This window comes from Cellulomonas sp. P1_G12_2, assembly GCF_056405535.1.
Window position 1 is genome coordinate 899691 of the sequence record NZ_JBFUBX010000002.1, and the last position, 25439, is coordinate 925129.

The 25439-nt window shown below is 72.5% G+C and carries 21 protein-coding genes; 11 read left to right on the top strand and 10 right to left on the bottom strand.

All coding sequences use genetic code 11. The features are described from left to right. The first annotated feature begins 125 nt into the window (after positions 1 to 125). The 7 genes from AC1DXT_RS12345 (at position 126) to AC1DXT_RS12375 (ending at position 7626) form a co-directional block, all read left to right on the top strand. Positions 126 to 1757: a glycoside hydrolase family 13 protein gene (locus AC1DXT_RS12345; RefSeq protein ID WP_477061604.1), complete on the top strand. Its 1632-nt coding sequence runs from the start codon at positions 126 to 128 to the stop codon at positions 1755 to 1757. Between the two features lie 96 nt (positions 1758 to 1853). Beyond that, positions 1854 to 3248 carry an ABC transporter substrate-binding protein gene (locus AC1DXT_RS12350; RefSeq protein WP_477061605.1) on the top strand — a complete coding sequence of 465 codons (1395 nt, stop codon included), beginning with the start codon at positions 1854 to 1856 and terminating at the stop codon, positions 3246 to 3248. An 87-nt stretch (positions 3249 to 3335) separates the two neighbouring features. After that, a complete protein-coding gene (locus AC1DXT_RS12355; RefSeq protein ID WP_421740889.1) occupies positions 3336 to 4265 on the top strand; it encodes a carbohydrate ABC transporter permease in 930 nt (309 codons plus the stop codon). After that, positions 4262 to 5230 (top strand): carbohydrate ABC transporter permease, encoded by a 969-nt coding sequence (locus tag AC1DXT_RS12360; RefSeq protein ID WP_477061606.1) that lies wholly within the window; start codon positions 4262 to 4264, stop codon positions 5228 to 5230. The genes AC1DXT_RS12355 and AC1DXT_RS12360 overlap by 4 nt, the downstream gene beginning before the upstream one ends. A 93-nt stretch (positions 5231 to 5323) precedes the next feature. Further along, complete coding sequence (locus AC1DXT_RS12365) at positions 5324 to 6541, top strand: ferrochelatase (protein ID WP_477061607.1); 1218 nt, start codon at positions 5324 to 5326, stop codon at positions 6539 to 6541. A gap of 23 nt (positions 6542 to 6564) precedes the next feature. After that, positions 6565 to 7257: a hydrogen peroxide-dependent heme synthase gene (gene hemQ, locus AC1DXT_RS12370; RefSeq protein WP_056089625.1), complete on the top strand. Its 693-nt coding sequence runs from the start codon at positions 6565 to 6567 to the stop codon at positions 7255 to 7257. Positions 7258 to 7269: 12 nt separating this feature from the next. Continuing rightward, positions 7270 to 7626, top strand: coding sequence for an META domain-containing protein (locus AC1DXT_RS12375; protein WP_477061608.1), 357 nt, complete (start codon positions 7270 to 7272; stop codon positions 7624 to 7626). On the opposite strand, the gene AC1DXT_RS12380 is transcribed toward AC1DXT_RS12375, so the two are convergent. From AC1DXT_RS12380 to AC1DXT_RS12390, 3 genes are all read right to left on the bottom strand, one after another. Then, entirely contained in the window at positions 7623 to 8675 is a 1053-nt protein-coding gene (locus tag AC1DXT_RS12380) for an LLM class flavin-dependent oxidoreductase (protein ID WP_477061609.1), read from the bottom strand. The genes AC1DXT_RS12375 and AC1DXT_RS12380 overlap by 4 nt on opposite strands. A 38-nt stretch (positions 8676 to 8713) precedes the next feature. Beyond that, positions 8714 to 9985: a Glu/Leu/Phe/Val family dehydrogenase gene (locus AC1DXT_RS12385; protein ID WP_477061610.1), complete on the bottom strand. Its 1272-nt coding sequence runs from the start codon at positions 9983 to 9985 to the stop codon at positions 8714 to 8716. 79 nt (positions 9986 to 10064) lie between these two features. Then, positions 10065 to 10457 carry a hypothetical protein gene (locus AC1DXT_RS12390; protein ID WP_477061611.1) on the bottom strand — a complete coding sequence of 131 codons (393 nt, stop codon included), beginning with the start codon at positions 10455 to 10457 and terminating at the stop codon, positions 10065 to 10067. 204 nt (positions 10458 to 10661) lie between these two features. Between AC1DXT_RS12390 and AC1DXT_RS12395 the strand changes: the two genes are divergently transcribed. Then, entirely contained in the window at positions 10662 to 13943 is a 3282-nt protein-coding gene (locus AC1DXT_RS12395; protein ID WP_477061612.1) for a bifunctional proline dehydrogenase/L-glutamate gamma-semialdehyde dehydrogenase, read from the top strand. 91 nt (positions 13944 to 14034) lie between these two features. Here AC1DXT_RS12395 and AC1DXT_RS12400 read toward each other — a convergent pair whose 3' ends face one another. From AC1DXT_RS12400 to AC1DXT_RS12420, 5 genes are all read right to left on the bottom strand, one after another. After that, positions 14035 to 15075, bottom strand: a complete 1041-nt coding sequence (locus AC1DXT_RS12400; RefSeq protein WP_477061613.1) for a LacI family DNA-binding transcriptional regulator — start codon at positions 15073 to 15075, stop codon at positions 14035 to 14037. A gap of 160 nt (positions 15076 to 15235) precedes the next feature. After that, the gene (locus AC1DXT_RS12405) at positions 15236 to 16150 is read right to left on the bottom strand and encodes a carbohydrate ABC transporter permease (protein ID WP_477061614.1); all 915 of its coding nucleotides are present in this window, start codon (positions 16148 to 16150) and stop codon (positions 15236 to 15238) included. Further along, positions 16147 to 17157, bottom strand: coding sequence for a carbohydrate ABC transporter permease (locus AC1DXT_RS12410; protein ID WP_477061615.1), 1011 nt, complete (start codon positions 17155 to 17157; stop codon positions 16147 to 16149). Before AC1DXT_RS12410 ends, AC1DXT_RS12405 begins: the two co-directional genes overlap by 4 nt. An 87-nt stretch (positions 17158 to 17244) precedes the next feature. Beyond that, positions 17245 to 18546: an ABC transporter substrate-binding protein gene (locus tag AC1DXT_RS12415; RefSeq protein ID WP_477061616.1), complete on the bottom strand. Its 1302-nt coding sequence runs from the start codon at positions 18544 to 18546 to the stop codon at positions 17245 to 17247. Positions 18547 to 18833: 287 nt separating this feature from the next. After that, positions 18834 to 19352 (bottom strand): DUF2505 domain-containing protein, encoded by a 519-nt coding sequence (locus AC1DXT_RS12420; protein ID WP_477061617.1) that lies wholly within the window; start codon positions 19350 to 19352, stop codon positions 18834 to 18836. Between the two features lie 100 nt (positions 19353 to 19452). Here AC1DXT_RS12420 and AC1DXT_RS12425 point away from each other — a divergent pair, with 100 nt between their 5' ends. Next, positions 19453 to 20934 (top strand): sensor histidine kinase, encoded by a 1482-nt coding sequence (locus AC1DXT_RS12425; RefSeq protein WP_477061618.1) that lies wholly within the window; start codon positions 19453 to 19455, stop codon positions 20932 to 20934. A 141-nt stretch (positions 20935 to 21075) separates the two neighbouring features. Here AC1DXT_RS12425 and AC1DXT_RS12430 read toward each other — a convergent pair whose 3' ends face one another. Then, the gene (locus AC1DXT_RS12430; RefSeq protein ID WP_055912771.1) at positions 21076 to 21324 is read right to left on the bottom strand and encodes a WhiB family transcriptional regulator; all 249 of its coding nucleotides are present in this window, start codon (positions 21322 to 21324) and stop codon (positions 21076 to 21078) included. Positions 21325 to 21715: 391 nt separating this feature from the next. On the opposite strand from AC1DXT_RS12430, the gene AC1DXT_RS12435 reads away from it, so the two are divergent. Both AC1DXT_RS12435 and AC1DXT_RS12440 read left to right on the top strand, forming a co-directional pair. Beyond that, positions 21716 to 22111, top strand: a complete 396-nt coding sequence (locus AC1DXT_RS12435) for a hypothetical protein (protein WP_477061619.1) — start codon at positions 21716 to 21718, stop codon at positions 22109 to 22111. A 50-nt stretch (positions 22112 to 22161) separates the two neighbouring features. Next, positions 22162 to 23058, top strand: a complete 897-nt coding sequence (locus AC1DXT_RS12440; protein ID WP_477061620.1) for a glycosyltransferase family 2 protein — start codon at positions 22162 to 22164, stop codon at positions 23056 to 23058. A gap of 13 nt (positions 23059 to 23071) precedes the next feature. Here AC1DXT_RS12440 and AC1DXT_RS12445 read toward each other — a convergent pair. Beyond that, positions 23072 to 25439, bottom strand: a 2368-nt coding sequence (locus tag AC1DXT_RS12445) for an FtsK/SpoIIIE domain-containing protein (RefSeq protein WP_477061621.1), incomplete at its 5' end; no start/stop codon positions are given.

Genomic DNA, 25439 nt, shown 5'->3' on the forward strand with positions numbered 1-25439 from the left:
TCCAGTCGTGTCCTTTAGTGTCTGGAACGCGACAGCGACGTCTCGTGGAGACCGGCGAGGCCGCGGTAGGAGCAGAGGACAACCGGCCCCGGCGACGTCGACGGCCCACGAGAGACGAGACGCGAGTGGCGCAGGCGCAGCCCGAGACGGACCCGCAGTGGTGGCGTGGCGCGGTGATCTACCAGGTGTACCCGCGCAGCTTCGCCGACGGGAACGGTGACGGCACCGGCGACCTGGCGGGCCTGCGGTCGCGGCTGCCGTACCTGCGGGACCTCGGCGTGGACGCGATCTGGGTGACCCCCTGGTACGTCTCCCCGCTCGCCGACGGTGGCTACGACGTCGCCGACTACCGCGCGATCGACCCCGCCTTCGGCACCCTCGAGGAGGCCGAGCTGCTCATCAGCGAGGCCCTCGGGCTGGGCATCCGGACCATCATCGACGTGGTCCCCAACCACGTCTCGGACCAGCACGAGTGGTTCCAGGCCGCGCTGGCCGCCGGACCGGGCTCGCCGGAGCGTGAACGGTTCTGGTTCCACCCCGGCAAGGGCGAGGACGGCGAGCAGATCCCCACCGGCTGGGTCTCCGACTTCCAGGGCAACACCTGGACGCGGACCACCGACCCCGACGGCACCCCCGGGGAGTGGTACCTGCACCTGTTCGCTCCGCAGCAGCCGGACGTGAACTGGTCGCACCCGGACGTCGTCGCGGAGTTCGAGGCGGTGCTCCGGTTCTGGTTCGACCGCGGTGTCGCGGGCATCCGCATCGACTCGGCCGCCCTGCTGGTCAAGGACCCCGAGCTCCCGGAGGTCCCGGTGCACCCGGGTCCGGGGGAGCACCCGCACGTCGACCGGGACGAGCTGCACGACGTGTACCGCGGCTGGCGCGCCGTCGCCGACTCCTACGAGGGCACGCGTGTCCTCGTCGGCGAGGTCTGGCTCCAGGACAAGGCGCGCTTCGCGCAGTACCTGCGTCCCGACGAGATGCACACCGCGTTCAACTTCGACTTCATGGCGCGGCCCTGGGACGCCAAGCAGCTGCGCGAGTCGATCGACATCACGCTCGCCGCGCACGGACCCGTCGGGGCGCCGGCCACCTGGGTGCTCTCCAACCACGACGTCACGCGGCCGGTCACCCGGTACGGGCGCGAGGACACGTCGTTCGCGTTCACCGCCAAGCGCTTCGGCACGCCCACGGACCTGACCGTCGGGCTGCGCCGGGCGCGCGCGGCGGCCCTGCTCACGGCCGCCCTGCCCGGTTCGCTGTACATCTACCAGGGCGACGAGCTGGGCCTGCCCGAGGTCGAGGACCTCCCGCTGGACCTCCTGCAGGACCCCATGCACTTCCGTTCCGAGGGCGTCGACCCCGGCCGGGACGGCTGCCGTGTGCCGCTGCCCTGGGCGGGGACCGAGGCCCCCTACGGATTCGGCTCCGCCGGGTCGTGGCTCCCGCAGCCGACGGCCTGGGCGGACCTGACCGTCACGGCACAGGAGGCCGACCCGGCGTCGACCCTGCGCCTGTACCGCGACCTCCTGGCGATCCGCCGGGCCGAGCCCGCGCTGGGCGACGGCCCGATGACGTGGATCGACTCCGTCGACGACGTGCTCGCGTTCGCCCGTGGCGACCTCGTGTGCGTCGTCAACCTCGGCGACGAACCCGTCGCCCTGCCCACCCCCACCGAGCTCCTGCTCTCGAGCGCCCCGCTCGAGGCAGGCCTGCTGCCCCGCGACACCGCCGCGTGGCTGCGCACCCCCGCCTGACCCGACCGCACCACCCGCACACGCACCATCCCTGACCGCAGCACCAGATCGCGACCTGGCACCCCGTCCGGCGCGTTCCCTCACGAAGGAGTGACGATGAGGTCCTCACGCACCACCGCGCTGGCCATGGCCGGTGTGCTCTCGCTCGGCCTGCTGGCCGCGTGCAGCACCGACGACGACCCCTCCGGCGACTCGACGGCCGACGGTGACAAGGTCACCATCACGGTCGCCGGCCTGCAGCCGGGCGCCGAGCAGACGGCTGTCGACGCGCTCAACGAGCGGGTCGACCAGTTCGAGGCGAAGTACCCGGACATCGACATCGAGACGCAGGAGTACAACTGGCTGGCGTCGACCTTCGCGGCCGACCTCGCCGGTGGCACGCTCCCGGACGTCTTCGAGGTGCCCGCCACGGACACCAAGGTGCTCATCCAGAACGGCCAGATCGCCGACATCGACGAGCAGGTCAAGCAGCTGTCGTACGCGGACGACTTCAACCCGGAGGTCCTCGCGGCCGGGCTCAGCGATGACGGCAAGGTGTACGCCGTGCCGGCCAAGTCCATCTACGCGGTGGCGCTGCACTACAACCGGAAGCTCTTCACGGACGCCGGTCTGGACCCCGACAAGCCGCCGGCCACCTGGGACGACGTCCGCACGGCCGCCAAGGCGATCCACGACGCGACCGGCATTCCGGGCTACGCCATGATGGCGCTCGACAACGCCGGTGGGTGGCAGCTGACGGCCGCCGCCTACTCGCGTGGCGGTCGCACCCAGGTGCTGGACGGCGACACGTACGAGGCCACGCTGACGGACCCGGCGGTCAAGGAGTCGCTGCAGTTCCTCGGTGACCTCAAGTCGGACGGCTCCCTGCTGGAGAACACCCAGCTGGGCTGGGGCGACGTCAACTCCGGCTTCGCCGCCGGCCAGTTCGCCATGTACACGTCGGGCTCCGACATCTACACCGCACTGGTGCAGAACAACGGCGTCACCGCGGACAACCTGGACTACGGGCTGACCGCGCTGCCCACCGACGGGGACGACGCCGGCACGCTCGGCGGCGGCACCTACGCCGCGGTGGCACCCCAGGCGACCGACGAGGAGAAGGACGCCGCGGTCAAGTGGATCGACTTCTGGTACCTGTCCAAGCTGGTGGACCAGGACCAGGCCGTGGCCGACGCCAAGATCCTCGCGGAGCAGGACCCGCCGCAGGCCGTCGGGACCCCGACGCTCCCGATCTTCAGCAAGGACCAGTACGAGACCTCGCTCGGCTGGATCGAGGACTACGTCAACGTCCCGCTCGACCACATGGCCGGCTACACGGACGTCATGTTCGAGCAGCCCGTCATCCCCGAGGCTGCCCGTGCGACGCAGGAGACCTACGGCCTGCTGTTCCCGATCGTGCAGGCCGTGATGACCGACCCGGGCGTGGACCTGGACGCGCTGCTCGCCGAGGCGAACACGCAGTCCCAGGCCATGATCGACCAGGCCGGCTGACGCGCTGACGGTGCCCGGCCCGGGTCCTCCCGGGTCGGGCACCCTCACCTCGACGCCCCCGCACGGCACCCCCGAGAGAAGGACCGCATGACCTCCGACACCCTCGTCGCGACCTCGGCCCGCAGACGCACCCCCGTGAGCTGGGTGCGCGGCGGCGGCCTGACCACGCTGGTCTTCGCGCTGCCGATGCTGGTGATCTTCGGGGTCTTCTCGTGGGCGCCCATCGTCAAGGCCGTCGTCATGAGCTTCCAGAAGACGAACCTCATCGTCACCGAGTGGGTGGGGCTGGAGAACTTCCAGCGCGTCTTCGCCGACCCGGTGCTGCCGATGGCCGTCCGGAACACCGCGTACTTCGCGCTCCTGGCGCTCATCTTCGGCTACCCGGTGCCGCTGATCGCCGCGGTCCTGATGAGCGAGGTCCGGCGCGCCAAGGGCCTGTTCTCGGCGCTGGCCTACCTGCCGGTCGTCGTGCCGCCGGTGGTCGCCGTCCTGCTCTGGAAGTTCTTCTACGACCCGCGACCCGAGGGCGTCTTCAACACGATCATCGGGTATGTCGGGATACCACCCCAACCCTGGCTGCAGAGCGCGACGTCGGCGATGCCCTCGCTCGTGCTGGAGGCCACCTGGGCCGCGGCCGGGGGCACGGTGATCATCTACCTCGCCGCGCTGACCAGCGTCCCCACCGAGCTGTACGACGCCGCCGAGGTCGACGGCGCCTCCGTCTGGGGCAAGATCTGGCACGTCACGATGCCGCAGCTGCGCGGCGTCCTGCTCATCACGTTCATCCTGCAGATCATCGGGACCGCGCAGGTGTTCCTCGAGCCGTACCTGTTCACGGGCGGTGGACCGGCCAACGCGACGATCTCCGTCCTGCTGCTGGTCTACCGGTACGCGTTCCAGAACAGTCTCGGCGGCAACTACGGCATGGCGACGGCCCTCAGCCTCATGCTCGCCGCGTTCCTCGCCGTCATGTCCCTGATCTACTTCCGCCTCACCCGCAGCTGGAGCACCTCGTGACCACGACCACCCCGAAGCTCCCCGAGGCGGTCCTGCCCGACGCGCTCGAGAACCCGCCGGCCCGGTCCACGCGCGCCACCGGTTCGGCCGAGGACCGCACCGCGCTGTCCGTCGCGGACTGGCGCCGCCCCCGGGTGCGCCGCACCTGGAACACGCTGCACGTCGTCCTGCTGATCCTGCTGGTGGTCTGGTGCGTCGGCCCGCTGCTGCTGCTCGGCAAGTTCGCCATCACGCCGACGCAGGACATCCTGCGCACGCCGCTGGCGATCTTCCCGAACGGCGTCAAGTGGTCGAACCTGCACGAGGCCTGGTTCGACATCAACATCAGCAAGTACTTCGTCAACACGGTCGTGCTCGCGGCGGGGTCCTGGGTGTCCCAGATGCTCGTCGCGACGACCGGCGGGTACGTGCTGTCGGTGCTGCGCCCGCGGTGGGCCCGGTACGCCCAGGCCCTCGTGCTCGCCACGCTGTTCGTGCCGGCCGTCGTGCTCCTGGTGCCGCTCTACCTGATCATCCTGCACCCGCCTCTGGTGGATCACTCGCTGGTCAACTCGTTATGGGCGGTCTGGCTGCCGGCCGGCGCGAGCGCTTTCAACGTGGTGCTGGTGACGCGGTTCTTCGACAACCTGCCGCGGGAGATCTTCGAGGCAGCCAAGGTGGACGGGGCCGGGCCGTTCCGGCTGTTCTGGTCCATCGTCCTGCCCATGAGCAAGCCGATCCTCGGCGTGGTGTCGGTGTTCGCGGTCATCGCGTCGTGGAAGGACTTCCTCTGGCCGCTGCTGGTCCTGCGCAACCCGGACCTCCAGCCGCTCTCGGTCCGGCTGCCGTCGCTGGAGGCGACCACCGACAAGGGCACGCTCATGGCGGCCTACGCGATCGCGACCATCATCCCGATCCTGATGTTCCTGATCTTCCAGCGCATGTTCCTGCGCGGCGCCGGTCTCGGGGGCGCGGTCAAGGGCTGAGCGGCGCGTTCTGACAGCGCGTGCGGTCAAGATCACGGTCCGCAGGGCCAACTCACCGCGAGGGCTGCCGACCCCCGGTGGGATGATCGAGCGGTGGCCCCCGACACCGCCGTGAGCACCCTGACGCCCTCGACCGACCGCAGTCCCGTCGCCCCGTACGACGCGCTCCTGCTCTTCTCGTTCGGGGGACCCGACGGGCCCGACGACGTGCTGCCGTTCCTGCGCAACGTCACCCGGGGCAAGAACATCCCCGACGAGCGACTGGCCGTCGTGGCCGAGCACTACCACCACTTCGGCGGTGCCAGCCCGATCAACGGCCAGAACCTCGCTCTGCAGAGGGCGCTCGCCGACGAGCTCGCCCGCCGCGGCCTGGACCTCCCGGTGGTGTGGGGCAACCGCAACTGGGAGCCCTACACGCGTGACGCCCTGTCGGCGGCCTACTCGGACGGCGCCCGCCGCATGGTCGCGGTGGTGACGAGCGCGTACTCGTCGTACTCCGGCTGCCGGCAGTACCGGGAGAACCTCTGGGCGTCTCTCGACGAGCTCGGCGCCGACGTCGGCCTCGGCGAGGGCGAGCACCCGCTGGTCGTCGACAAGGTGCGGTCCTACTTCAACCACCCCGGCTTCGTGCAGGCGAACATCGACGCGGTGACCGAGGCGTTCGCGTCGATCGACCGCGATGCCCGCCTGGTGTTCGTCACCCACTCCATCCCGGACACGATGGAGGAGGCGTCGCAGGTGTCGGGGGCGTCGTACTCCGCGCAGCACCTCGACGTCGCCGGGACGGTCGCTGCCGCGGTCGAGGAGCGCCTCGGGCGCCCGGTGACCTGGGACCTCGCGTACTGCTCGCGGTCGGGCCCGCCCACCCAGCCGTGGCTGGAGCCCGACGTCAACGACCACCTCGCGGCGCTGGCGGCCGACGGGGTCGAGGCGGTCGTGCTCTCGCCGATCGGCTTCGTCTCCGACCACATGGAGGTCGCGTTCGACCTCGACACCGAGGCGCTGGCGACGGCGGCGGAGCTGGGCATGGTCGCCGTCCGCGCGGACAGCGTGGGCACCCGCGAGCCGTTCGTGCGCGGGCTCGTCGACCTCGTCCTGGAGCGCGCTGCCCTGGCCCGGGATGCGGACGCGAGGGGCGCGCACCCGGTCACGGCCGACGTGGTCGCGGACGCCGCCGCGCGGCCCGTGGCCGAGGCGACGGCCGGTGAGCTGCCGCCCTACCGGTCCGTCTGCCGCCCGGGCTGCTGCCAGATGCGCGCCGGAACGCCCACCGGCATCCCTGCCGCCTGCTCGACCGATCCCTGGTCCTGACCACACACCTGGAGCACCCTGCGATGACGCACGATCCCGAGGCCCTCAACGCCACCGTCCGCTACACCATGTGGACCGTGTTCGCCCTCGAAGAGGTGCTGCCCGAGGACGACGATGAGCGCGCCGAGCTGATCACCGCCGCGCAGGCCGCGGTCGCCGCCGACGGCCTCGTGGTCCGCGGCTGGTACGACGTCGCGGGCCTGCGGGCGGACGCCGACCTCATGGTCTGGTGGCACGCGGAGACGGTCGAGGAGGTTCAGGGCGCCTACCAGCGGCTGCGCGCCAGCGACCTCGGCCGGCACCTGCTGCCCGTGTGGTCCGTGGTCGGCCTGCACCGGCCGGCCGAGTTCAACCGCGCGCACGTCCCCGCGTTCCTGGCGGGCGAGCCCGCGGGCGACTACATGACCGTGTACCCCTTCGTGCGGTCCTACGACTGGTACGTGCTGCCCGAGGACGACCGGCGGCGCATGCTCGTCGAGCACGGGCAGGCGGCCCGCGGGTACGCCGACGTCCGCGCGAACACGGTCTCGGCCTTCGCGCTGGGCGACTACGAGTGGATCCTGGCGTTCGAGGCGCCCGAGCTGCACCGCATCGTCGACCTCATGCGCGACCTGCGGGCCACCGACGCGCGCCTGCACGTGCGCGAGGAGGTGCCGTTCTACACCGGCCCGCGCGTGACGCTCGAGACCTGGGCGGACCGTCAGCCCCGCGGGTGACATCATCGGGGGATGGTGGAGCTGGCAGGTACCTGGCGGTTCACGGCGCTCGAGGGCGCGCAGGTCGAGGGTCGACGCCGAGCGACCCCGTGGCTGACCTTCGACGGTGACGGGCAGGTGTTCGGCCTGGCCGGGGTCAACCGCGTGCGCGGCACGTGGGTGCTGGACGGAGACACGCTGACGTTCGGCCCGGTCGTCTCCACGCTCATGGCGGGACCGCCGGACGCGATGGCCTGTGAGCAGCAGGTGCTCCGGCTGCTCGGGGAGCCCGTGACCGTGTCGGCTCCCGACGACGACACCCTGGTGCTCGACGGCGTCGCCCCCGCCCGGCTGGTCCGGGACCCGCACGCCGCCGACCAGCAGGTCTAGGCCGCGATCGCGACCGCCGGCCAGCGTCCAGCCACCTGCTCGACCGTGTGCACGCGAGTCGCCACGTCGTAGGCGGTCCCGGTGATCATCAGCTCGTCGGCACCGGTGCGCGCCACCAGAGCGGCGAGCTCGTCGACGGCCCGGTCGGCCGTGGTGGCCACCTGGGTGCCCGGGACGCGGGCGAAGAAGTCCGCGGCCGCGGCCGGGTCCAGCGCCGCGAGCTCACGCGCGGCGTCCTCCGGGGAGACGATCGGACCGAGCGGCCGTCCGGTGCGCAGCGACAGGGCCATGACGCGGCTGGGTCCCGCCAGGTAGTCGGCCTCGTCGTCGGTGTCGGCGACCAGCACCGAGGCCGAGACCATGAGCCGTGGGGCGTCCAGCACCGGGGACGGCCGGAACGCGCGCCGGTAGGCGTCGGCGGCCTGCAGCGTGTGGCCCGTGTTGAAGTGGTGGGCGTAGCTGAACGGCAGGCCGAGCGAGCCCGCCAGCTCGGCGCTGAACGAGCTGGAGCCGAGCAGCCAGACCTGCGGGGTCGAGGTGGCCGCCGGGGTCGCCGACAGCCGCGTGGCCCGCAGCGACGGGGTGCGGCCGGGCAGCTGCTGCCCGAGCAGCGCGAGGACGTCGATCACCTCGGCCGGGAAGTCGTCGGCACCGAGACCTTCGACGGTGCGGCGCAGAGCCGCGGCCGTCATCGGGTCGGCGCCGGGCGCCCGGCCGATGCCGAGGTCGATGCGGCCGGGGTGCAGCGCCTCCAGCATCGCGAACTGCTCGGCGACGACGAGCGTCGGGTGGTTGGGCAGCATGACCCCGCCGGACCCCACCCGGATGCGGTCGGTCGCGGCCGCGAGGTGCGCCAGCAGCACGCCGGGGGACGTGGACGCGACCGCGGGCATCGCGTGGTGCTCGGCCACCCAGAACCGCGCGTAGCCGGCCGCGTCGGCGGCGCGGGCGAGCGTGGTGGTCGCGGCGAGCGCCTCGCCGGACGACTGGCCGACAGCGACCGGGGAGGTGTCGAGCACGGACCGGGGCACGGGGTTCGGACGAGTCACCTCGTTCGCAACACCCGTACCCCTGCCCGTACTCCCGATCAGGGGTAGAGGCCGCGGATCTGGTGCGCCTCGGCCACGCGCCGGACACCGATCGTCAGAGCTGCGTCGCGCAGCGAGATGCCCTCCGCGCCCGCCACGGCGGCGACCGCACGGTGGGCCGTGACCATGCGGTGCTCGAGGCGGTCCTCGATCTCCTGCTCGGTCCACCAGTACGCCTGATTGGCCTGCACCCACTCGAAGTACGACACGACGACGCCGCCGGCGTTGGCCAGGATGTCCGGCACGACGACGATGCCCCGCTCGGCGAGCACCCGGTCGCCCTCGTGGGTGGTCGGCCCGTTGGCGGCCTCCACCACCCAGCGCGCCTTGACCCGACCGGCCGCCTCGGCGTCCAGCACTCCCTCCACGGCTGCGGGGATGAGCACGTCGACGTCGAGCGCGAGGAGCTCGGAGTTGTCGATCGGGGAGCCGCCGTCGAACCCGCTGACCGTGCCGGTGCGCTCCACGTGCCGCACCAGCGCGACGATGTCGAGGCCGTCGGTGTCCATGACGCCGCCCTGCTCGTCGCTGACTGCGACCACCCGGCTGCCGGCGTCGTGCAGGAACCGCGCGGCGTGCGAGCCGACCTTGCCGAAGCCCTGCACGGCCGCACTGACCTCGTGGAGCTTGACGCCCGCGTCACCGAGGGCCGCGGCGGCGCAGTGCACGACGCCGCGGGAGGTGGCGGTCGCGCGTCCCAGCGAGCCGCCGACGGCCAGGGGCTTCCCGGTGGTCACCGCGGGGATCGTGTAGCCGCGGTTGACCGAGTAGGTGTCCATGACCCAGGCCATGGTCTGCTCGTTGGTGCCGATGTCCGGCGCCATGATGTCCCGTTCGGGGCCGATGATCGGCATGATCTCGCTGGTGTAGCGCCGGGTCACGCGTTCGAGCTCCGCCTGGGAGTACTGCCGCGGGTCGATGGTGACGCCGCCCTTGGCGCCGCCGTACGGGACGTCGACGACCGCGCACTTCCAGGTCATCCACATGGCGAGCGCCCTGACCTCGTCGACGTCGACGCTGGACGAGTAGCGCAGCCCGCCCTTGCCCGGGCCGCGGGAGATGTTGTGCTGCACGCGGTACCCGGTGAAGAGCTCGATCTCGCCGTCGTCCCGTCGGAGGGGGACGGCGACGTTCATCTCGCGCCGGGGTGTGGCGAGCATGCGGTGGAGCCCCTCGGTGTAGCCGAGGATCTCGACGGCACCGGCAAGCTGTGCCTTGGCGGTGGCGAGGGGCGTGGTCTGCTGCGGGGTCTCCGCTGTGAGGTTCGTCACGCCCCCACCTTGTCACCGCCTGGGCCTGGCGCACGGCAGGCCCGAAGGGCGAGCCGCGCGTGTCCGTACCGCGGGCAGGTCAGCAGACCTGTGCGTCGTCCAGCGGCTTGATCACGGACCCGCCGAGATGGCGCGAGCTGCGCGCGGGCACCCGGACGCACGTGCCGAAGGTCCCGTTGAGGTAGACGCCCTTCACGAAGACGTCGGTCGTGCGGCAGTTGTACACGCGCACCGTGTAGTACGTGGGGTGGTTCACGTAGAGCCCCGTGAGCCACCTGCAGAACTCCTCCTCGTCCTCGATCGTGGCCATGGGCTGCACGAGACCGCCGGTGACGGGCACGGCACGCAGTGGCGCCGGTCCCAGGTCGTCCGCCGCGGAGGCCGGGACCGCGGCGACGAGGCCGCCGACCAGGAGGACGAGGGCACTGAGGGCGGTGACGAGGACTCGTCGGGCACGGACGCGAGCTGGCATGCGGATCCCCCTGGTGTCGACCGCGCAGCGGTGCGCGGACGCGTTCACCTTGGCGAGATCGGGCGGGCGGGTCAACCGGCATCCGGGCGATGGACGTCGCACGGACGGTCCGTGACGGCCAGACTGGCCCCAGGCCGGACCCGGCCCGCACGGAGGACCACCAGAGCCCGGCCGCAACCCGGCACGGGCGGAGCGAGGAGCAGCATGTCGACGACGGGCGACGTCACGCAGGACGCGATCCGGTTGGCCCGGACCTGGCTGTCCGCGACGGCGGAGGGCCAGACGGCCCGCGAGCGGCGCACCACCGGGCGGTTGGCGGCCCTGGTGTCGGACCCGGCCGGGCTCGAGCTCGCCGTGCGGTTCGTCGACCGCGTCGCACGCCCCCAGGACGTCCGGGTCGCCGCCCGCGAGCTCGCCGGCCTCTCCGCCGGTGCGGCGTCGGGGTTCCTCGGCCCGCTCGACCGGGTGATGCTCGGCGCCGGGGCGCTCGTCGCACCCGTGCTGCCCGACGTCGTGGTGCCGGCCGCGCGCCAGCGGCTGCGCAGCCTGGTCGGCCACCTGGTCGCCGACGACGGGCCGGGACTCGCCACGCACCTGGCCGCGACGCGGGCGGAGGGCTTCCGGCTCAACCTCAACCTGCTGGGCGAGGCGGTGCTCGGCGAGCGCGAGGCGACCGCGCGGCTCGCGCGGGTGCACGCGCTCGTGGAGCGGCCCGACGTCGACTACGTGTCCGTCAAGGTCTCCGCGGTGGCCAGCCAGCTGTCCACCTGGGACTCCGAGGGCAGCGTCGCCCGGGTGGTCGAGCGGTTGCGTCCGCTCTACCTGACGGCGGCTCGGCACGGCACGTTCCTCAACCTCGACATGGAGGAGTACCGCGACCTGACCCTGACGCTGCGGGTGTTCGAGCGGCTGGTCTCCGACCCCGAGCTCATGGGAGCCGAGGCCGGCATCGTGCTGCAGGCCTACCTGCCCGACGCCGCCGACGCGCTCGACGAGCTGACGGCCATCGCCACCGAGCGCCGGGAGGCCGGAGGTGCGCGTCTCAAGGTGCGGCTGGTCAAGGGCGCCAACCTCGCGATGGAGCAGGTCGAGGCCGAGCTGCACGGCTGGCCGCAGGCACCGTACGGCTCGAAGGCCGAGGTCGACGCGGCGTACCTGCGGCTCGTCGACCGCGCCCTCGACCCTGCCCGCACGTCCGCCCTGCGGGTCGGCGTCGCCAGCCACAACCTGTTCCACGTCGCCGCCGCCCACCTGATCGCGCAGCAGCGCGGGGTCTCCGAGGCCCTCGACGTGGAGATGCTCCAGGGCATGGCACCGGCGCAGGCGCGTGCGGTCCGGGACGCGGTCGGCGCCGTCCTGCTCTACACGCCGGTGGTGGCCAGGCACGACTTCGACGTGGCGATCTCCTACCTCGTGCGGCGGCTGGAGGAGAACTCCGCGAGCCAGAACTTCCTGCACGCGCTGTTCGCGGACGGCGACGCGATGGACGACCAGGAGGAGGCGTTCCGGGTGGCGTTCCGCGACCGGGACCTGCCGTCGACCGCCGCCCGCCGCGCGGCCAGGCCCTACACCGACGAGCCGGGTGCGGACGCCTTCACCAACACGCCGGACACCGACCCCGCCGTCGGGGTGGCCCGCGCGTGGGCGCGGGGGGTCGTCGACCGGGACGTGCCGGTGCCCGACGGCGCGGTCTGCGTCTCCACGACCGACGAGGTCGACGCCGCCGTGGCGCGGGCGTCGGCCGTGCTGCCCGCCTGGGCCGCGACCCCGCCCAGCGAGCGCGCCAGGATGCTCCGGGCCGTCGCGGTCGCCCTGGAGGACGGCCGCGCCGACCTCGTCGCGACGATGGTCCACGAGACCGGCAAGACGGTGGCCGAGGCGGACCCCGAGGTCAGCGAGGCCGTCGACTTCGCGCGGTACTACGCCKACCGCGCCGCGGACCTCGCCGACGGCGTCGTGCTGGGCGCCGTGCACCGGCCGTCCGGGCTCACCGTCGTCACGCCGCCGTGGAACTTCCCCGTCGCCATCCCGGTCGGCTCGGTGCTCGCCTCGCTGGCCGCGGGCAGCCCCGTGCTCGTCAAGCCCGCGCCCCAGGCGCCGCGCTGCGGGCAGGTCGCCATGGCGGCCATCCAGCGCGGGCTCGACGAGGCGGGCGCCCCCGGGGGCATCCTCACGGTCGTCCTCAGCCCCGAGGGCGACGTCGGCCGCCGGCTCGTCACGCACCCCGACGTCGCACGCGTCCTGCTCACGGGCTCGATCGAGACGGCACAGCTGTTCGCCGGCTGGCGGCCCGACCTCGACGTGCTCGCGGAGACGTCCGGCAAGAACGCCCTCGTCATCACGCCGTCCGCCGACGTGGACCTCGCGGTCGCCGACCTGGTGCGGTCCGCGTTCGGGCACGGCGGGCAGAAGTGCTCGGCCGCCTCGCTCGCGATCCTCGTCGGCTCGGCGGGTCGTTCGGACCGTCTCCGGCGCCAGCTGGCCGATGCCGTCTCCTCGCTGCGCGTCGGGCCCGCCACCGACCTGGGTACCGCCGTCGGACCGCTGACCGAGCCGGCGTCGGGCAAGCTCCTGCGCGCGCTGACCACGCTGGACCCGGGGGAGTCGTGGCTCGTGGCGCCGCGGCGCCTCGACGCGGAGGGCCGACTGTGGAGCCCCGGCGTCAAGCACGGGGTCACCCCCGGCTCCTGGTTCCACACCACCGAGTGCTTCGGCCCGGTGCTCGGCATCATGCGCGTCGAGACGCTCGACGAGGCCATCGACCTGCAGAACGCCGTCGCGTACGGGCTGACCGGAGGCCTGCACTCCCTGGACGAGGCGGAGATCGACCACTGGCTCGACCGCGTCGAGGTCGGCAACGCGTACATCAACCGGCACATCACCGGGGCCATCGTGCAGCGGCAGCCCTTCGGCGGCTGGAAGGCCTCCACCGTCGGACCCGGCGCCAAGGCCGGGGGGCCGCACTACGTCGCGCAGATCGGTCACTGGCAGGACGCCCCCGACGTGCCGCAGGACGACGACGCCTGGCTCGCCTGGGCGCGGGCGGACGACGCCCTCGTGTGGGCGGACGACCTCTCGCTCGAGCACGACCCGTCCGGGCTGCGCGTCGAGGCGAACGTCCTGCGCTACCGGCCCGTCCCGCACCTCACGGTCAGGACCGGCGCCGACGCGCGGGCCCGGGAGGTGGACCGGGTCTGCCACGCGGCCCGCACGGCCGGGGTCGACGTGATCCTCAGCGACGTGTCCGGCGAGTCGCACGAGGCGTTCGCCGCCCGGGTCCGGGCCGGCGAGGTCACCGGTCGTGTGCGGGTGGTCGGGTCGGCGCCCGGCCTGCGGGAGGCCGCGGCGAGCCGCGTCGGCGAGGTCACCGTGCTGGACGGGCCGGTGCTCGCCAGCGGCGCCCGCGAGCTGCTCACGGTCCTGCGCGAGCAGGCGGTGAGCCGCACGCTGCACCGGTTCGGGCACGTGCCTCCGACCGCCGACTGAGGCTGCGCCGGGAGCACCGAAGGCCCGGTGGGTGTCCCACCGGGCCTTCGATGACCGTGCCGGCGCGCTCCCGTAGCGCCGGACGGTCGCACTACGCCGAGGCGCGGATCACCAGCTCCGGGGCGAAGATCAGCGGTGGCGACGGCGGGGCGCCGTTCAGCTGGTCGAGGAGGCGGGCTCCCGCGGCGCGCGCCATGGCCACGACGGGCTGGATGACGCTGGTCAGCGGGGGAGTGGTCGACGCGGCGACGCCGAGGTTGTCGTAGCCCACGACCGCGATGTCCCGGGGCACCTCCTTGCCGTGCTCCGCGAGGACGCTGAGCGCGCCGGCCGCCATGAGGTCGGACGCGATGAAGATCGCGTCGACGTCCGGGAAGCGCGCCAGCAGCTCGCGCGCCGCGGTGGTGCCGGACGCCATCGTGAAGTCACCGTGCACCACGGCGTCGTCGGACATCCCCGCCGCACGGATGGCGTTGCGCCAGCCGGTGAGGCGGTCGATGCCGGCGGACATGTCGGCGGGTCCCGCGATCGTCGCGATGCGGGTGCAGCCGCGATCGATGAGGTGCTGTGTGGCGAGCCGGCCGCCCTCGACGTTGTCCGTGTCGACGTACTGGACGTCACGCTCGTCGGCGGACAGCGGGCGGCCGACGAACACGTTGGGCACTCGCGACAGCTGCAGCGCTCGGTCGAGCTCGTCGTTGGCGTGGTGCGACACCACGATCGCCCCGTCCACGTGCCCGTTGCGCAGGTAGCGGACCGTGCGCTCGCTCTCCCCGGGACGGGCGATGACGAGCACCACCTGCATGTCGGAGTCGGCCAGCGACGAGCTCAGGCCGTTGAGCGTGCCGGCGAAGAACGGGTCGGACAGCACGCGCTCGTCAGGCTCCGGGACCACCAGGGCGATGGAGTCGGTGCGCTTGGTGACGAGCGAGCGGGCGGCACGGTTGGGGGTGTAGCCGAGATCGGCCACTGCGGCCTCGACCGAGGCGAGCGCTTCGGGAGAGACGCGCAGTCCGCCGTTGATGGCGCGGGAGGCTGTCGAGCGCGAGACACCTGCCCGCTCGGCGACCTGCTCGAGCGTCGGCGCGGGGGGCCGCGCGGGGTCCACGTGGACCGGGATGTTGTCGACCACCGTTGGTCTTCCCTCCTGTGGCTGCCGAGGCAGCGATGACGAGCTGGTGATGGGAAGGGCGGGGCGCTCGGGGAGCACCCCGCCCTTCCCATCGACCGGCCTCACGTGGTCGGGGTGCGACCGTGAGGGTCCGGGACCTGCCGTGACCAGTGTGCGTGGCTCAGCCCTTGACGGCACCCTGCATGATTCCGGCCACGAGCTGACGGCCGGCGACGAAGAACAGGATGATCAGCGGGATCGTGGAGATGGTGACGCCCGCCATGATCAGCGACATGTCCTTGAAGTACGACGCCTGGAGCAGCTGGATGGCCACGGGCAGGGTCGGGTTCTGGTTGCCCAGGACGATGAAGGGCCAGAAGAAGTTCGTCCATGACGCGACGAACGTGAACAGGCCGAGCATCACGGCTGCGGGACGAGCCGCCGGGAGAGCGATGTGCCAGAAGGTCCGGATCATCGACGCGCCGTCCACGCGGGCGGCCTCGACGAGCTCGTAGGGGAGCGCGGACTCGAGGTACTGCGTCATCCAGAACACACCGAACGCGGTGACCAGGCCGGGCACGATGACGGCGATGAGCTTGCCGGTCCACCCGAACTGGGACATGAGGATGAACAGCGGCACGATGCCCAGCTGCGTCGGCACGGCCGTGGTGGCGATGACGAACACGAGCAGGCCGTTGCGACCGCGGAACCGCAGCTTCGAGAACGAGAACCCGGCGAGCGTCGAGAAGAGCACCACCGACAGGGCGGTGATCGTCCCGACGATGATCGAGTTGCCGAGCGCCTTCCAGAACTGGATCTCCGAGTTCAGGACCTTGCCGACGTTGTCGAAGAACTCGCCCTGCGGGATCAGCGACGGGATCGGGTTCTGCGCGATGTACGCGGAGTTGGCCGACGCCAGCAGGAACGCGTAGTACAGCGGGGCGATGGCGAGGATGATCGCGAACGCCAGCAGGACGTACGTGACCCAGCCCGGACGACGGTCCGACCCAGCGGCGGTCGAGCGGCTCCGCCCGGCTGCGCGTGCGGCACCACGGCCGGCCGTCTGCCGGATGACCGGCAGCGAGGGGGCGCTCATCGGGACACCTTCTTCCGCTTCTTCGTCGCCGAGGTCTCCGACGAGATCTTGCGCGTCGCCGTGAAGTTGATCATGGCGATCACGATGATGATGAGGAACAGGATCCAGGCCACCGCGGACGCTCGTCCGAAGCTCTTCTGGTTACCCCAGCCGAGCTCGTAGATGTACATCGTGGCGGTCATCCACTGACGGCTCGGGCCACCCTGACCGGTCTGGTCGAACAGGCGGGGCTCGTCGAAGATCTGCAGGCCACCGATCGTCGAGGTGATGACGACGAAGATGATGGTCGGCCGGAGCATCGGGACCGTGACGGAGAAGAACTGGCGGACCCGGGTGGCACCGTCGAGGACGGCGGCCTCGTAGAGGTCCTTCGGGATCGCCTGCATCGCGGCGAGGAAGATGAGGGTGTTGTAGCCCGTCCAGCGGAAGTCGACCATCGTCGCGATCGCGATGTGGCTGGGCAGGATCTGCGCGTGCCAGCCGATCGGGTCGATGCCGATGTAGCCGAGCACCGTGTTGATCAGGCCGGACTTGTCGGCGAACAGCTTGCCGAAGATGAGGCTGACGGCGACGGGCGCGACGACGTAGGGGAGCAGCACGCCCATGCGCCAGAAGGTGCGGGCACGCAGGTTCGCGTCGAGGAGCGCCGCGAGCACGATCGCGATGATCAGCTGAGGCACCGTCGAGATGAAGAAGATGCTGAAGGTGTTGCGCAGGCCCTTCCAGAAGTTGGGCTCCTGGAGGACGAAGAGGTAGTTCTCGAAGCCGACGAAGTCACCCTTGCCACCGATGAGGTTCCAGTCGTGCACGGAGACGTACGCCGTGTAGACGAGCGGGAACAACCCCGTGAGCGCGAAGAGGATGAAGAACGGCGAGATGTAGAGGTAGGGCGAGACCTTGACGTCCCAGCGACCCAGGGTCTGGCTGAAGCCCACGCGGCGGGGCGCGCGCTCGGGGTCGCGACCGCGACCGCTGTCGAGCTGGGGCGAGGTGGTGGAGGTGACCATCAGGTGTCCTTCGTGGCAGTGGTCCGGAGCCTTCGCTGGCGGGGCCGGGCCGATGGGTGACCCACCGGCCCGGCCCCGTGGCTAGCGTCAGCCGAGCGCGTTGACCGCGCTCACGAAGGTGTCCCACTGAGCAGCGGCGTCACCACCGTTGACGTCGACCTCGGTCAGAGCCGACTGCATCGCGTCGTTGACGGCGAAGTAGTTCGGGCCCTTGAACGGGGCGACGATGCCCACGGCGCGGTTGGCCAGGATCTGGCCGGCCGGGGCGTTGTTGAAGAACGCGTTCGTGGAGCCGAGCAGCTCGTCCGAGGCGAGCGCCTCGGTCTGGCTCGGGAACGTGCCCTTGTTCTTGTAGGCCTGGAGCTGCTGCTCCGGGGCCGTCAGCCAGGCGGCGAACTTCTTCGCGGCCTCGACGTTCTTGCCCTGCGACGGGACGGTCATGAACGAACCGCCCCAGTTGCCGGCGCCGCCGGGGAAGACGTCCGCGATGTCCCAGCCGGTCACGCCGGCCGAGTTGCCCTCGATGACACCGAGCATCCAGCCCGGCGCCAGCATGGTCGCGAAGCCGTCCGTCTGGAACGAGGCGTTCCAGTCGTCGCTCCACTGGCCGAGGTGCGCCGACAGGTTGTCGGTGACCGACGCCTTGGTGACGGCGTCGTAGATGTCCTTCACCTCGGGGTTCGTGGCGGCGATGATCGTGCCGTCCGCCTCCTCGTAGGCGTTCTCGACCTGGTTGATCATGCCCTGGTAGATGGCACCGGCAGCGTCGAAGAAGGGCTTGCCCGTGGCGTCGGTGTAGCGCTTGCCGAAGGCGAAGTAGTCGTCCCACGTGGCGTCGGCGCCACCGAGCTCGGCAGCCACCTCCTCACGCGTGGACGGCAGGCCGGCGGCGGCGAGCAGGTCACTGCGGAACGCGATGGCCTCCGGGCCGATGTCGGTGCCGTAGCCGAGGAGCTTGCCGTCGGGCGTGGTGGCCTGCGCGACCTTCCAGTCGAGCCAGCGGCCGTCGAGGGCCGGGTCGGCCAGGTCCTCGAACTTCTCCGGGAACTGCATGAGCTCGGGGAGCCAGTCGATCTCGATCATCTCGACGTCCGAGGCACCGGAACCCGACGCGAGGCGCGTGTTCAGGTTGTCGCGTGCCTCGTTCGAGGTCGCGGCCTTCTTGTTCTCGATGGTGACGCCCGGGTTCTCGGCCTCGTACGCCGCGAACATCTCGTCCGTGTAGCCAGGCTCGTTGAACGTGCCGAGCGTCAGGGTGATGTTCTCCGTGCCGCCCTCAGAACCTTCGTCGCTCGGCGTGTCGGAGGTGCCGGAGCAGGCTGTCGCGAGGAGGGCGATGCCCGTGACCCCCGCCGCGGCCGCCCACATCTTGCTGGTGGTCTTGCGCACTGTGACTCCCTTGTCAGTCGGACGGCGTCCTCGCCGTACCCCTAGGGCACCCGTCGTCCGCTCGCCGCAGGGGGCGCGACCGGGCATCGGGTTGGGCCGTGTGGACCCGGCGTGGTTGCGTTCCCATCCGCAGTGATGCGGGAGCGTTCCCACGCGCTGCGGATACTGTCGTCGGCGGCCCCGCGAGTGTCAAGGACGCCGCGGGGCGGTTTGCGTGTGGTAGCGATCCCACACCTGTGTTTGTGCAGGTCAGAGCGATATGGACATCGGTCCGTGTTACCGAATCGTTACGGCTGTGGCGTCGCGCCGTGACCTGCGATCCAGTGGCGTGCGACGTCCTGCTCAACCTCCAGCGCCGAGCGGATCGCGTCGGCCGTCGCCTGCTCGATCGCCGAGCCGAAGAGCGGCACCGTCGCGCGCAGCTCGCCGTCGTACGTCACGGTGGTCGACGCGGGGCCGGCCGACGACAGCGCCGTGCGCCCGCTGAGGCGGACCGGGGCACCGGCGATCTCGACGACCACGGTGCCGACGCGGGAGCCGTCCGCCGCGGGGGCCTCCCACGCCTCGACCTGGCGGACGTCGATCCGGGTGCCGACGAAGCCGCGCAGGTGCGCGGGGATCTGGTCGGTGGGCAGTGCGCGGCGTGTGGTCACCGTGAACGCCTCGTCCGGACCCCCCGTGATGTCCACGTGCTGCTCGAGCGCGCCGCTCGCGCGGACCTTCTGGTGGACGTACTCCGGGTCGGCGAGCAGCCGTGCCGCGGCGCGGGCGTCGGTCGGCAGGTCGATCGTCACGCTCAGTCGCACGATGGGTCCTTCGAGGATCGGGTGTGTGGCTCCGAGGCTAGCCGCCCAGGTCTCGGCCGTCCTGCCCTCCGGCCGCCCGGCGCCGCCTACCCTGGTGCCCGTGTCCACGCTGAGCACCCTCGCCGCTCGTCATGCCGCGCTCGATGCTCACGACCTCGAGTGGCTGCACCTCCTCGTCGGCGACTGGCAGGTCCTGTCCGACCTCGCGTTCGCCGACCTCGTGCTCTGGCTGCCGACGACCGACGGCGACTTCGTGGCCATCGCCCAGTGCAGGCCGTCCACCGGGGCCACGGTCCACTACGACGACGTCGTCGGCTCCAGCGCCCCCGAGGGGCAGCGACCCCAGCTGCAGCGGTCGCTCGACGAGCGTGCGGCCCAGCGCTCCCGCGAGCCGCGCTGGTTCGGCTCGTACGCGGTGCGTGAGGAGGCCGTCCCGGTGGTGCGCGGCGGCAAGGCGATCGCCGTGCTCGCCCGCCAGACCAACCTCGGTGGTGCCCGGACGCCCAGCCGGCTCGAGCTCAACTACGTCGAGGCGGCCGACGACATCTTCGCGATGGTCGGGCGCGGCGAGTTCCCGGCGCCCGACGCCCCCACCGGACCGCGTCGCGGCGCCCCCCGCGTGGGCGACGGGCTCGTCCGCCTCAACTCCGAGGGCGAGGTCCTCTACGCGAGCCCCAACGCCCTGTCCTGCTTCCACCGGCTCGGCGTGGTCGGTGACCTCGTCGGACGCTCGCTGGTCGAGGTGACCGCCGACCTCATCGAGCAGCACGACACCGTCGACGAGTCGATGCCCCTCGTGCTCATGGGGCGGGCGCCGTGGCGGGTGGACGTCGAGGCACGCGGGGTCGCCCTGTCCCTGCGCGCGGTGCCCCTGACCGAGCACGGCCAGCGGGTCGGTGCGGTGCTCCTGTGCCGCGACGTGTCCGAGCTGCGCCGACGCGAGCGCGAGCTGATCACGAAGGACGCGACGATCCGGGAGATCCACCACCGGGTGAAGAACAACCTGCAGACGGTGGCCGCCCTGCTGCGGCTGCAGTCGCGGCGCGTCGCCTCGCCCGAGGCCAAGGAGGCGCTGGGGGAGGCAATGCGACGGGTCGCGACGATCGCGCTCGTGCACGAGACCCTGTCGCAGACGCTGGACGAGAGCGTGCCGTTCGACGACCTCGTCGGGCGCAGCCTGCGGCTCGCGGCGGACGTGGCCACCGAGGGTGCGCACGTGCAGACGCTGGTGCGGGGGTCGTTCGGCTCGATCCCTGCGGAGGACGCGACCGCGCTGGCCCTCATCCTCACCGAGCTGGTGACCAACGCGGTCGAGCACGGGTTCGAGGGGCGGGAGTCGGGGACCGTGGAGGTCCTGGTGCAGCGCCAGGACGACACCCTGCGCGTCGAGGTGGCCGACGACGGCTCCGGCCTGCCGGCCGACCGCGGCGCCGGCACCGGGCTCGGGACGCAGATCGTCTCGACGCTCGTGACCAACGAGATGCGCGGGACCATCGAGTGGTCGAGCCGCGAGGGTGGCGGCACCTCGGTGGTCATCGAGGCTCGGCTGCGCGGTCCGCGCGACGTCGCAGCGCTGATCTGACGGCGGCGCTGTTCTGACGGCGTCGCTGATCTGACGGGCGGCGCTGTTCTGACGGCGGCGCTGATCTGACCGTCGAGCCCGGACGCGGCTCGACCCCGCCGCGCGGTGTGCGCGACGGGGCCGGAGCGGTGTGTCGAGAGGTCAGCCGGCGCGGCGCTGGCGGGCCGTGCGGCGCTTGAGCGCGCGGCGCTCGTCCTCGGAGAGCCCGCCCCAGACGCCCGCGTCCTGGCCGGTCTCGATCGCCCACTTGAGGCAGGTGTCGACGACGGGGCAGCGGCGGCAGACGGCCTTCGCCTCGTCGATCTGGAGCAACGCGGGGCCGGTGTTGCCGATGGGGAAGAACAGCTCCGGGTCCTCGTCGAGACACGCTGCGCGGTGGCGCCAATCCATGGGTTCTCTCCTAGGCACACGTCGAGACGGCACCCTGGGTCAGGGCGCGCGAGTCTGAACATGAGATCGGGGGTGGGATGACTTGCTACGTCAAGGCTCGCACCGGTATGGCAAGTCCACAAGAGTTACGGGAAGGTTTCATGTCCATAACGGCTGAGGCGTTCGTCACACCTGTGGGTGGCCTGTGTAGCGAGCCGTCCCGCGTATTGCTGCAGGTGAGGGCAGGTGTAGGACGAAAGTCCAGGTCGGCGCGCCGGTCGTCGGCGGTGATCAGCGTCACGTCGTGGTGTGAGACACGCTCCAGACGTGGTAATGCACGATTCGTCGCGTCGATGCAGGTCAGCGCAGGTGCGGGCGGCTTCGCACCGAGGACGTGCCTAGGCTCGTCCACGTGACCGACCGCCGCCCCGTCGCCCTGCTCGTCGTGTGCCTCCTGCTGACCCTGGAGGCCGCTGCCTTCCTCGGGCTGGGCGTGGCGTGGACGGTCGACGTCCTGCGCGGCACCGCGACCATGCCCGGGGCGAGCCTGTTCCTCGCGGCGTTCGGTGCCGGGATCGCACTGCTGCTCCTGCTGGCCGCGCGCGGCCTCTGGCGCGGTCGGCGCTGGGCGCGCTCGCCCGTGATCATGTGGCAGATCCTGCTGGTCGTCCTCGCGATCGGCTGGCTCGGTGCGGAGCCGACCGCCTGGGCGGTCCTCGTGCTCGTCGTCGCAGCCGCGGTCGGAGTCGGGCTCCTGCTGCCGCAGGTCGTCGCGGTGACCACTCAGGCCCGACCCTCGGCCGAGTAGCCTCGCGGGCACGGCACGAGCCCGACGGGCGCGTCGATAGGCTCGGGCCCGTGCGCCTTCTCCACCGCCCTCGCCCCGACCTGTCCATCGTCGTCGTCGGGTACGACATGGCCCGGGAGATCCCGCGGACGCTCGCGTCGCTGTCCCGGAGCTACCAGACCGGGCTGGACGGTCTGGTGACCGAGGTGGTGGTCGTCGACAACGGGTCGCCCGAGCCGCTCTCGGCCGCGATGGTGCGCTCGTTCGGCGACGAGTTCCGGCTGCACCGGATCGACGACGCCCCGGCGTCACCCGCGCACGCCGCGAACCTCGGCGTCTCCCTGACCCGGGGGTCGCACGTCGCGGTGATCCTCGACGGCGCCCGGATGGTCACCCCCGGGGTCGCCGCGCTGACCGTCCAGGCCCATCGGCTCGCGCCCCGTGCGCTGGTGACGCCGATGGCCTGGCACCTGGGTCCCCGTCACCAGTCGCTGTCGATCGCCGACGGGTACGGCGCGGCAGCCGAGGACGCGCTGCTCGACTCGGTGGACTGGCCCTCGGACGGCTACCGACTCTTCGACGTCGCCGCGCTCGCCGGCGCGAACCCGGACGGGATGCTCGGCACCACCAACGAGTCGTGCTTCCTGTCGGTGTCGCGGGGGCTGTGGGAGGAGGTCGGTGGCTGCGACGAGCGGTTCGACCTGCCCGGCGGTGGGCTGGTGAGTCTGGACCTCTTCACCCGCCTCGTCACCGGAGCCGGAGCCCAGCTCGTCGTCCTGCTCGGTGAGGGCTCCTTCCACCAGGTGCACGGCGGTGCGTCGACGTCGCCCGGCGCCAAGCACGCGCTCTGGGCCGAGCAGTACGCCGCGCTGCGCGGCGGGGCGTACCAGCGGCCGTCGGTGGACCCGCTGTACGTGGGCCGACTGCGCGATCCCGCCCGGCGTTGGCTGACGAGCCCGGCCCCCTGATCCTCGACCGTCGTCACTGCCGCTCGGGGCCGACGGAGTAGACCTGCACGACGGTCGCGTCCCGTCCGCGGAGCAGCACGCCCCGCCCGGCGGGCCGGTGGAGCGGGTCGACGCACCACGGGGCGCGGGGGCCCACCAGCTCCGCCGACGCCTGGTCGTGTGCGTCCAGCACGAGAGCCCGGCGGCGTCGCAGGAGGGCGGGGATGCTGCCGCGGAAGGCCTGCACGGCGGATGCCGAGGTCACGGTCGCGACGAGGCGTGCAGGCGGTAGCGCGCCGAACAGCTCGGGGTGGGTGCGCTCCAGCTCGTCCAGGTCGTCGACCAGGAGCACAGGCGCACCGGTCCGCTCGCACGTCGTGCGCACGTCTGCCGGACCGACGTCCCGGACCCCGGGCAGCTCGGGTGGAGGACCCGCGGAGGGGTCCACCAGGCGGATCACCTCCACGCCCGCTCGCACCAGGCTCCGCGCGACGACGGTCAGGACGGTGCTGCGGCCCGAGCCCGGCGGCCCCGCGACGAGGAGCCCCTCCGCGAGATCGACCCGCACGGTTCCGCCGTCGTCACCGCCCGGCCCGAGCGGCACGATGAGCCCGGCACCGGCGCCCGGGCCCGCCGGCAGGACCGCCCGCCCGGGCAGGGAGCGCACGAGCACCGCCGAGCGGTCCGGCGGAGCCGCGGACCGGCCGGGCCCGGTCGGTCGGCCGGGGAGGACGACCTGGCACAGCTCCGCACCTCCCGGGTGTACCCAGACGGCTCGCCCCGGGGCGACGCGGCGCCCGGCGAGCTCGCCGGGCACCCCCGCGAGCGCGTCGAGCGTGGTGTCCGGCTGGGGGAGCACGAGTCGACGGGCGAAGGCACCCGCGTGCTGCAGCACCGCCGCGCCGACATCGGCGCCGGCCGCCAGCGCGGTCCCGGTCGGGTTCCCCCGCCAGAGGACGGTCAGCCGGTCGACGCCCCCGCCGCGCGCGAGGCGGCCGAGCGACTCGAGCAGCAGGTCGAGACGATCGACCAGGAGCAGCACCTGCGCCCGCCCGGGCGCCACGGCCAGCTCCAGCAACCGGGCGACCGCCCGCGCGTCGTCGGTGGCGAGCGTGCTCCCGAGCCGGCCGTGCCGGTCGCCCGACCGGAGCCGGTCCACCGCATCGCGAGGCAGCCCGACCGTGTGGACCTCCCACCCCTGGTCGAGTGCGTCGAGGCCGGCCGCGAGCAGCGTCGTGGTGCGCCCTGAGCGCGGACCGCCGAGGACCAGGAGAGGACCGTCGGACGGGTCCCAGCGCACCGATCCCCGTCGCTGCTCGTCGGGGAGGTCTGAGACGCCGAGCGCGAGGCCGGGTCCGTCCGGCACGTCGGCACGTCCGACCACCGTCGGGAGGGCCGGGAGCCAGGGGCAACCCGCGCCCGGAGGCTGACTCGACCACGCCTCGCTCGCAGCCCGCACCCATCCCTCGAGGGCGTCCTCGACCGGCGGTCGCGCCGGCGAGGGGGTCGGCGACCACCCCGCACCGGCATCGGACCATGGCCGGGCCGGTCGGGCGACCGGTGCTGCGGTCGGCGGCACCGCGCGGGCCACCTGCACCGGCTCGAGCGACCGTGTGCCGCGACGCACCCACGCGCGGCCGGGCGTCGCGGGGTCGATCTGCGCAGCCACGGGTGCGTCCAGCACGTCGGTGGAGTCGGCCTGGTCGGTCACGCGCAGCGCGATCCGGAGCGCGACGTTGGCGCGCAGGTCGGCCCCCACGGCGCCCGCCGGACGCTGGGTGGCCAGCACGAGGTGGACACCGAGGGCACGCCCCTGCGCGGCGATCCGGGTGAGAGCCGCCGCAGCGTCGGGGACGTCCTCCGTGAGGGCGCGCAGCTCGTCCACGACGACGAGGAGGCGTGGCGGCGTGCTCGGTGCCGTCGGGTCGAGGTCGACGAGGTCCCGGGCACCCGCGACCGCCAGCACGGACTCGCGCCGTCGCAGCTCGGCGCGCAGGGCGGCGAGGATCCGGCGGGCGTGGGCGGCATCCAGATCGGTCACGTGCTCCAGCACGTGCGGGAGACCGGCCACCGGTCCGAGCCCGGTCCCACCCTTGAAGTCGACCAGGAGGATCGCGAGCCGGTCCGGCGGGTGGGTGAGCGCGAGCGCCAGGACCAGGGTGGTGAGCAGCTCCGACTTCCCGGCCCCCGTGGTGCCCGCGACCAGCGCGTGCGGCCCGTCGGCGACGAGGTCCACCGCCACGGTCCGACCTCCGGTCCCGACCCCGAGCGCCGCGACGAGACCGGGGCGATGCTCCTCCCAGGTCGCGGCGACCCGGTCCGCCGCGGGGATCCCGTCGAGCGCGGCCAGCGACGCCCGGACCGGCAGCGCGGTGCCGGTGCCGTCCGGCGCGGAGCTGGCC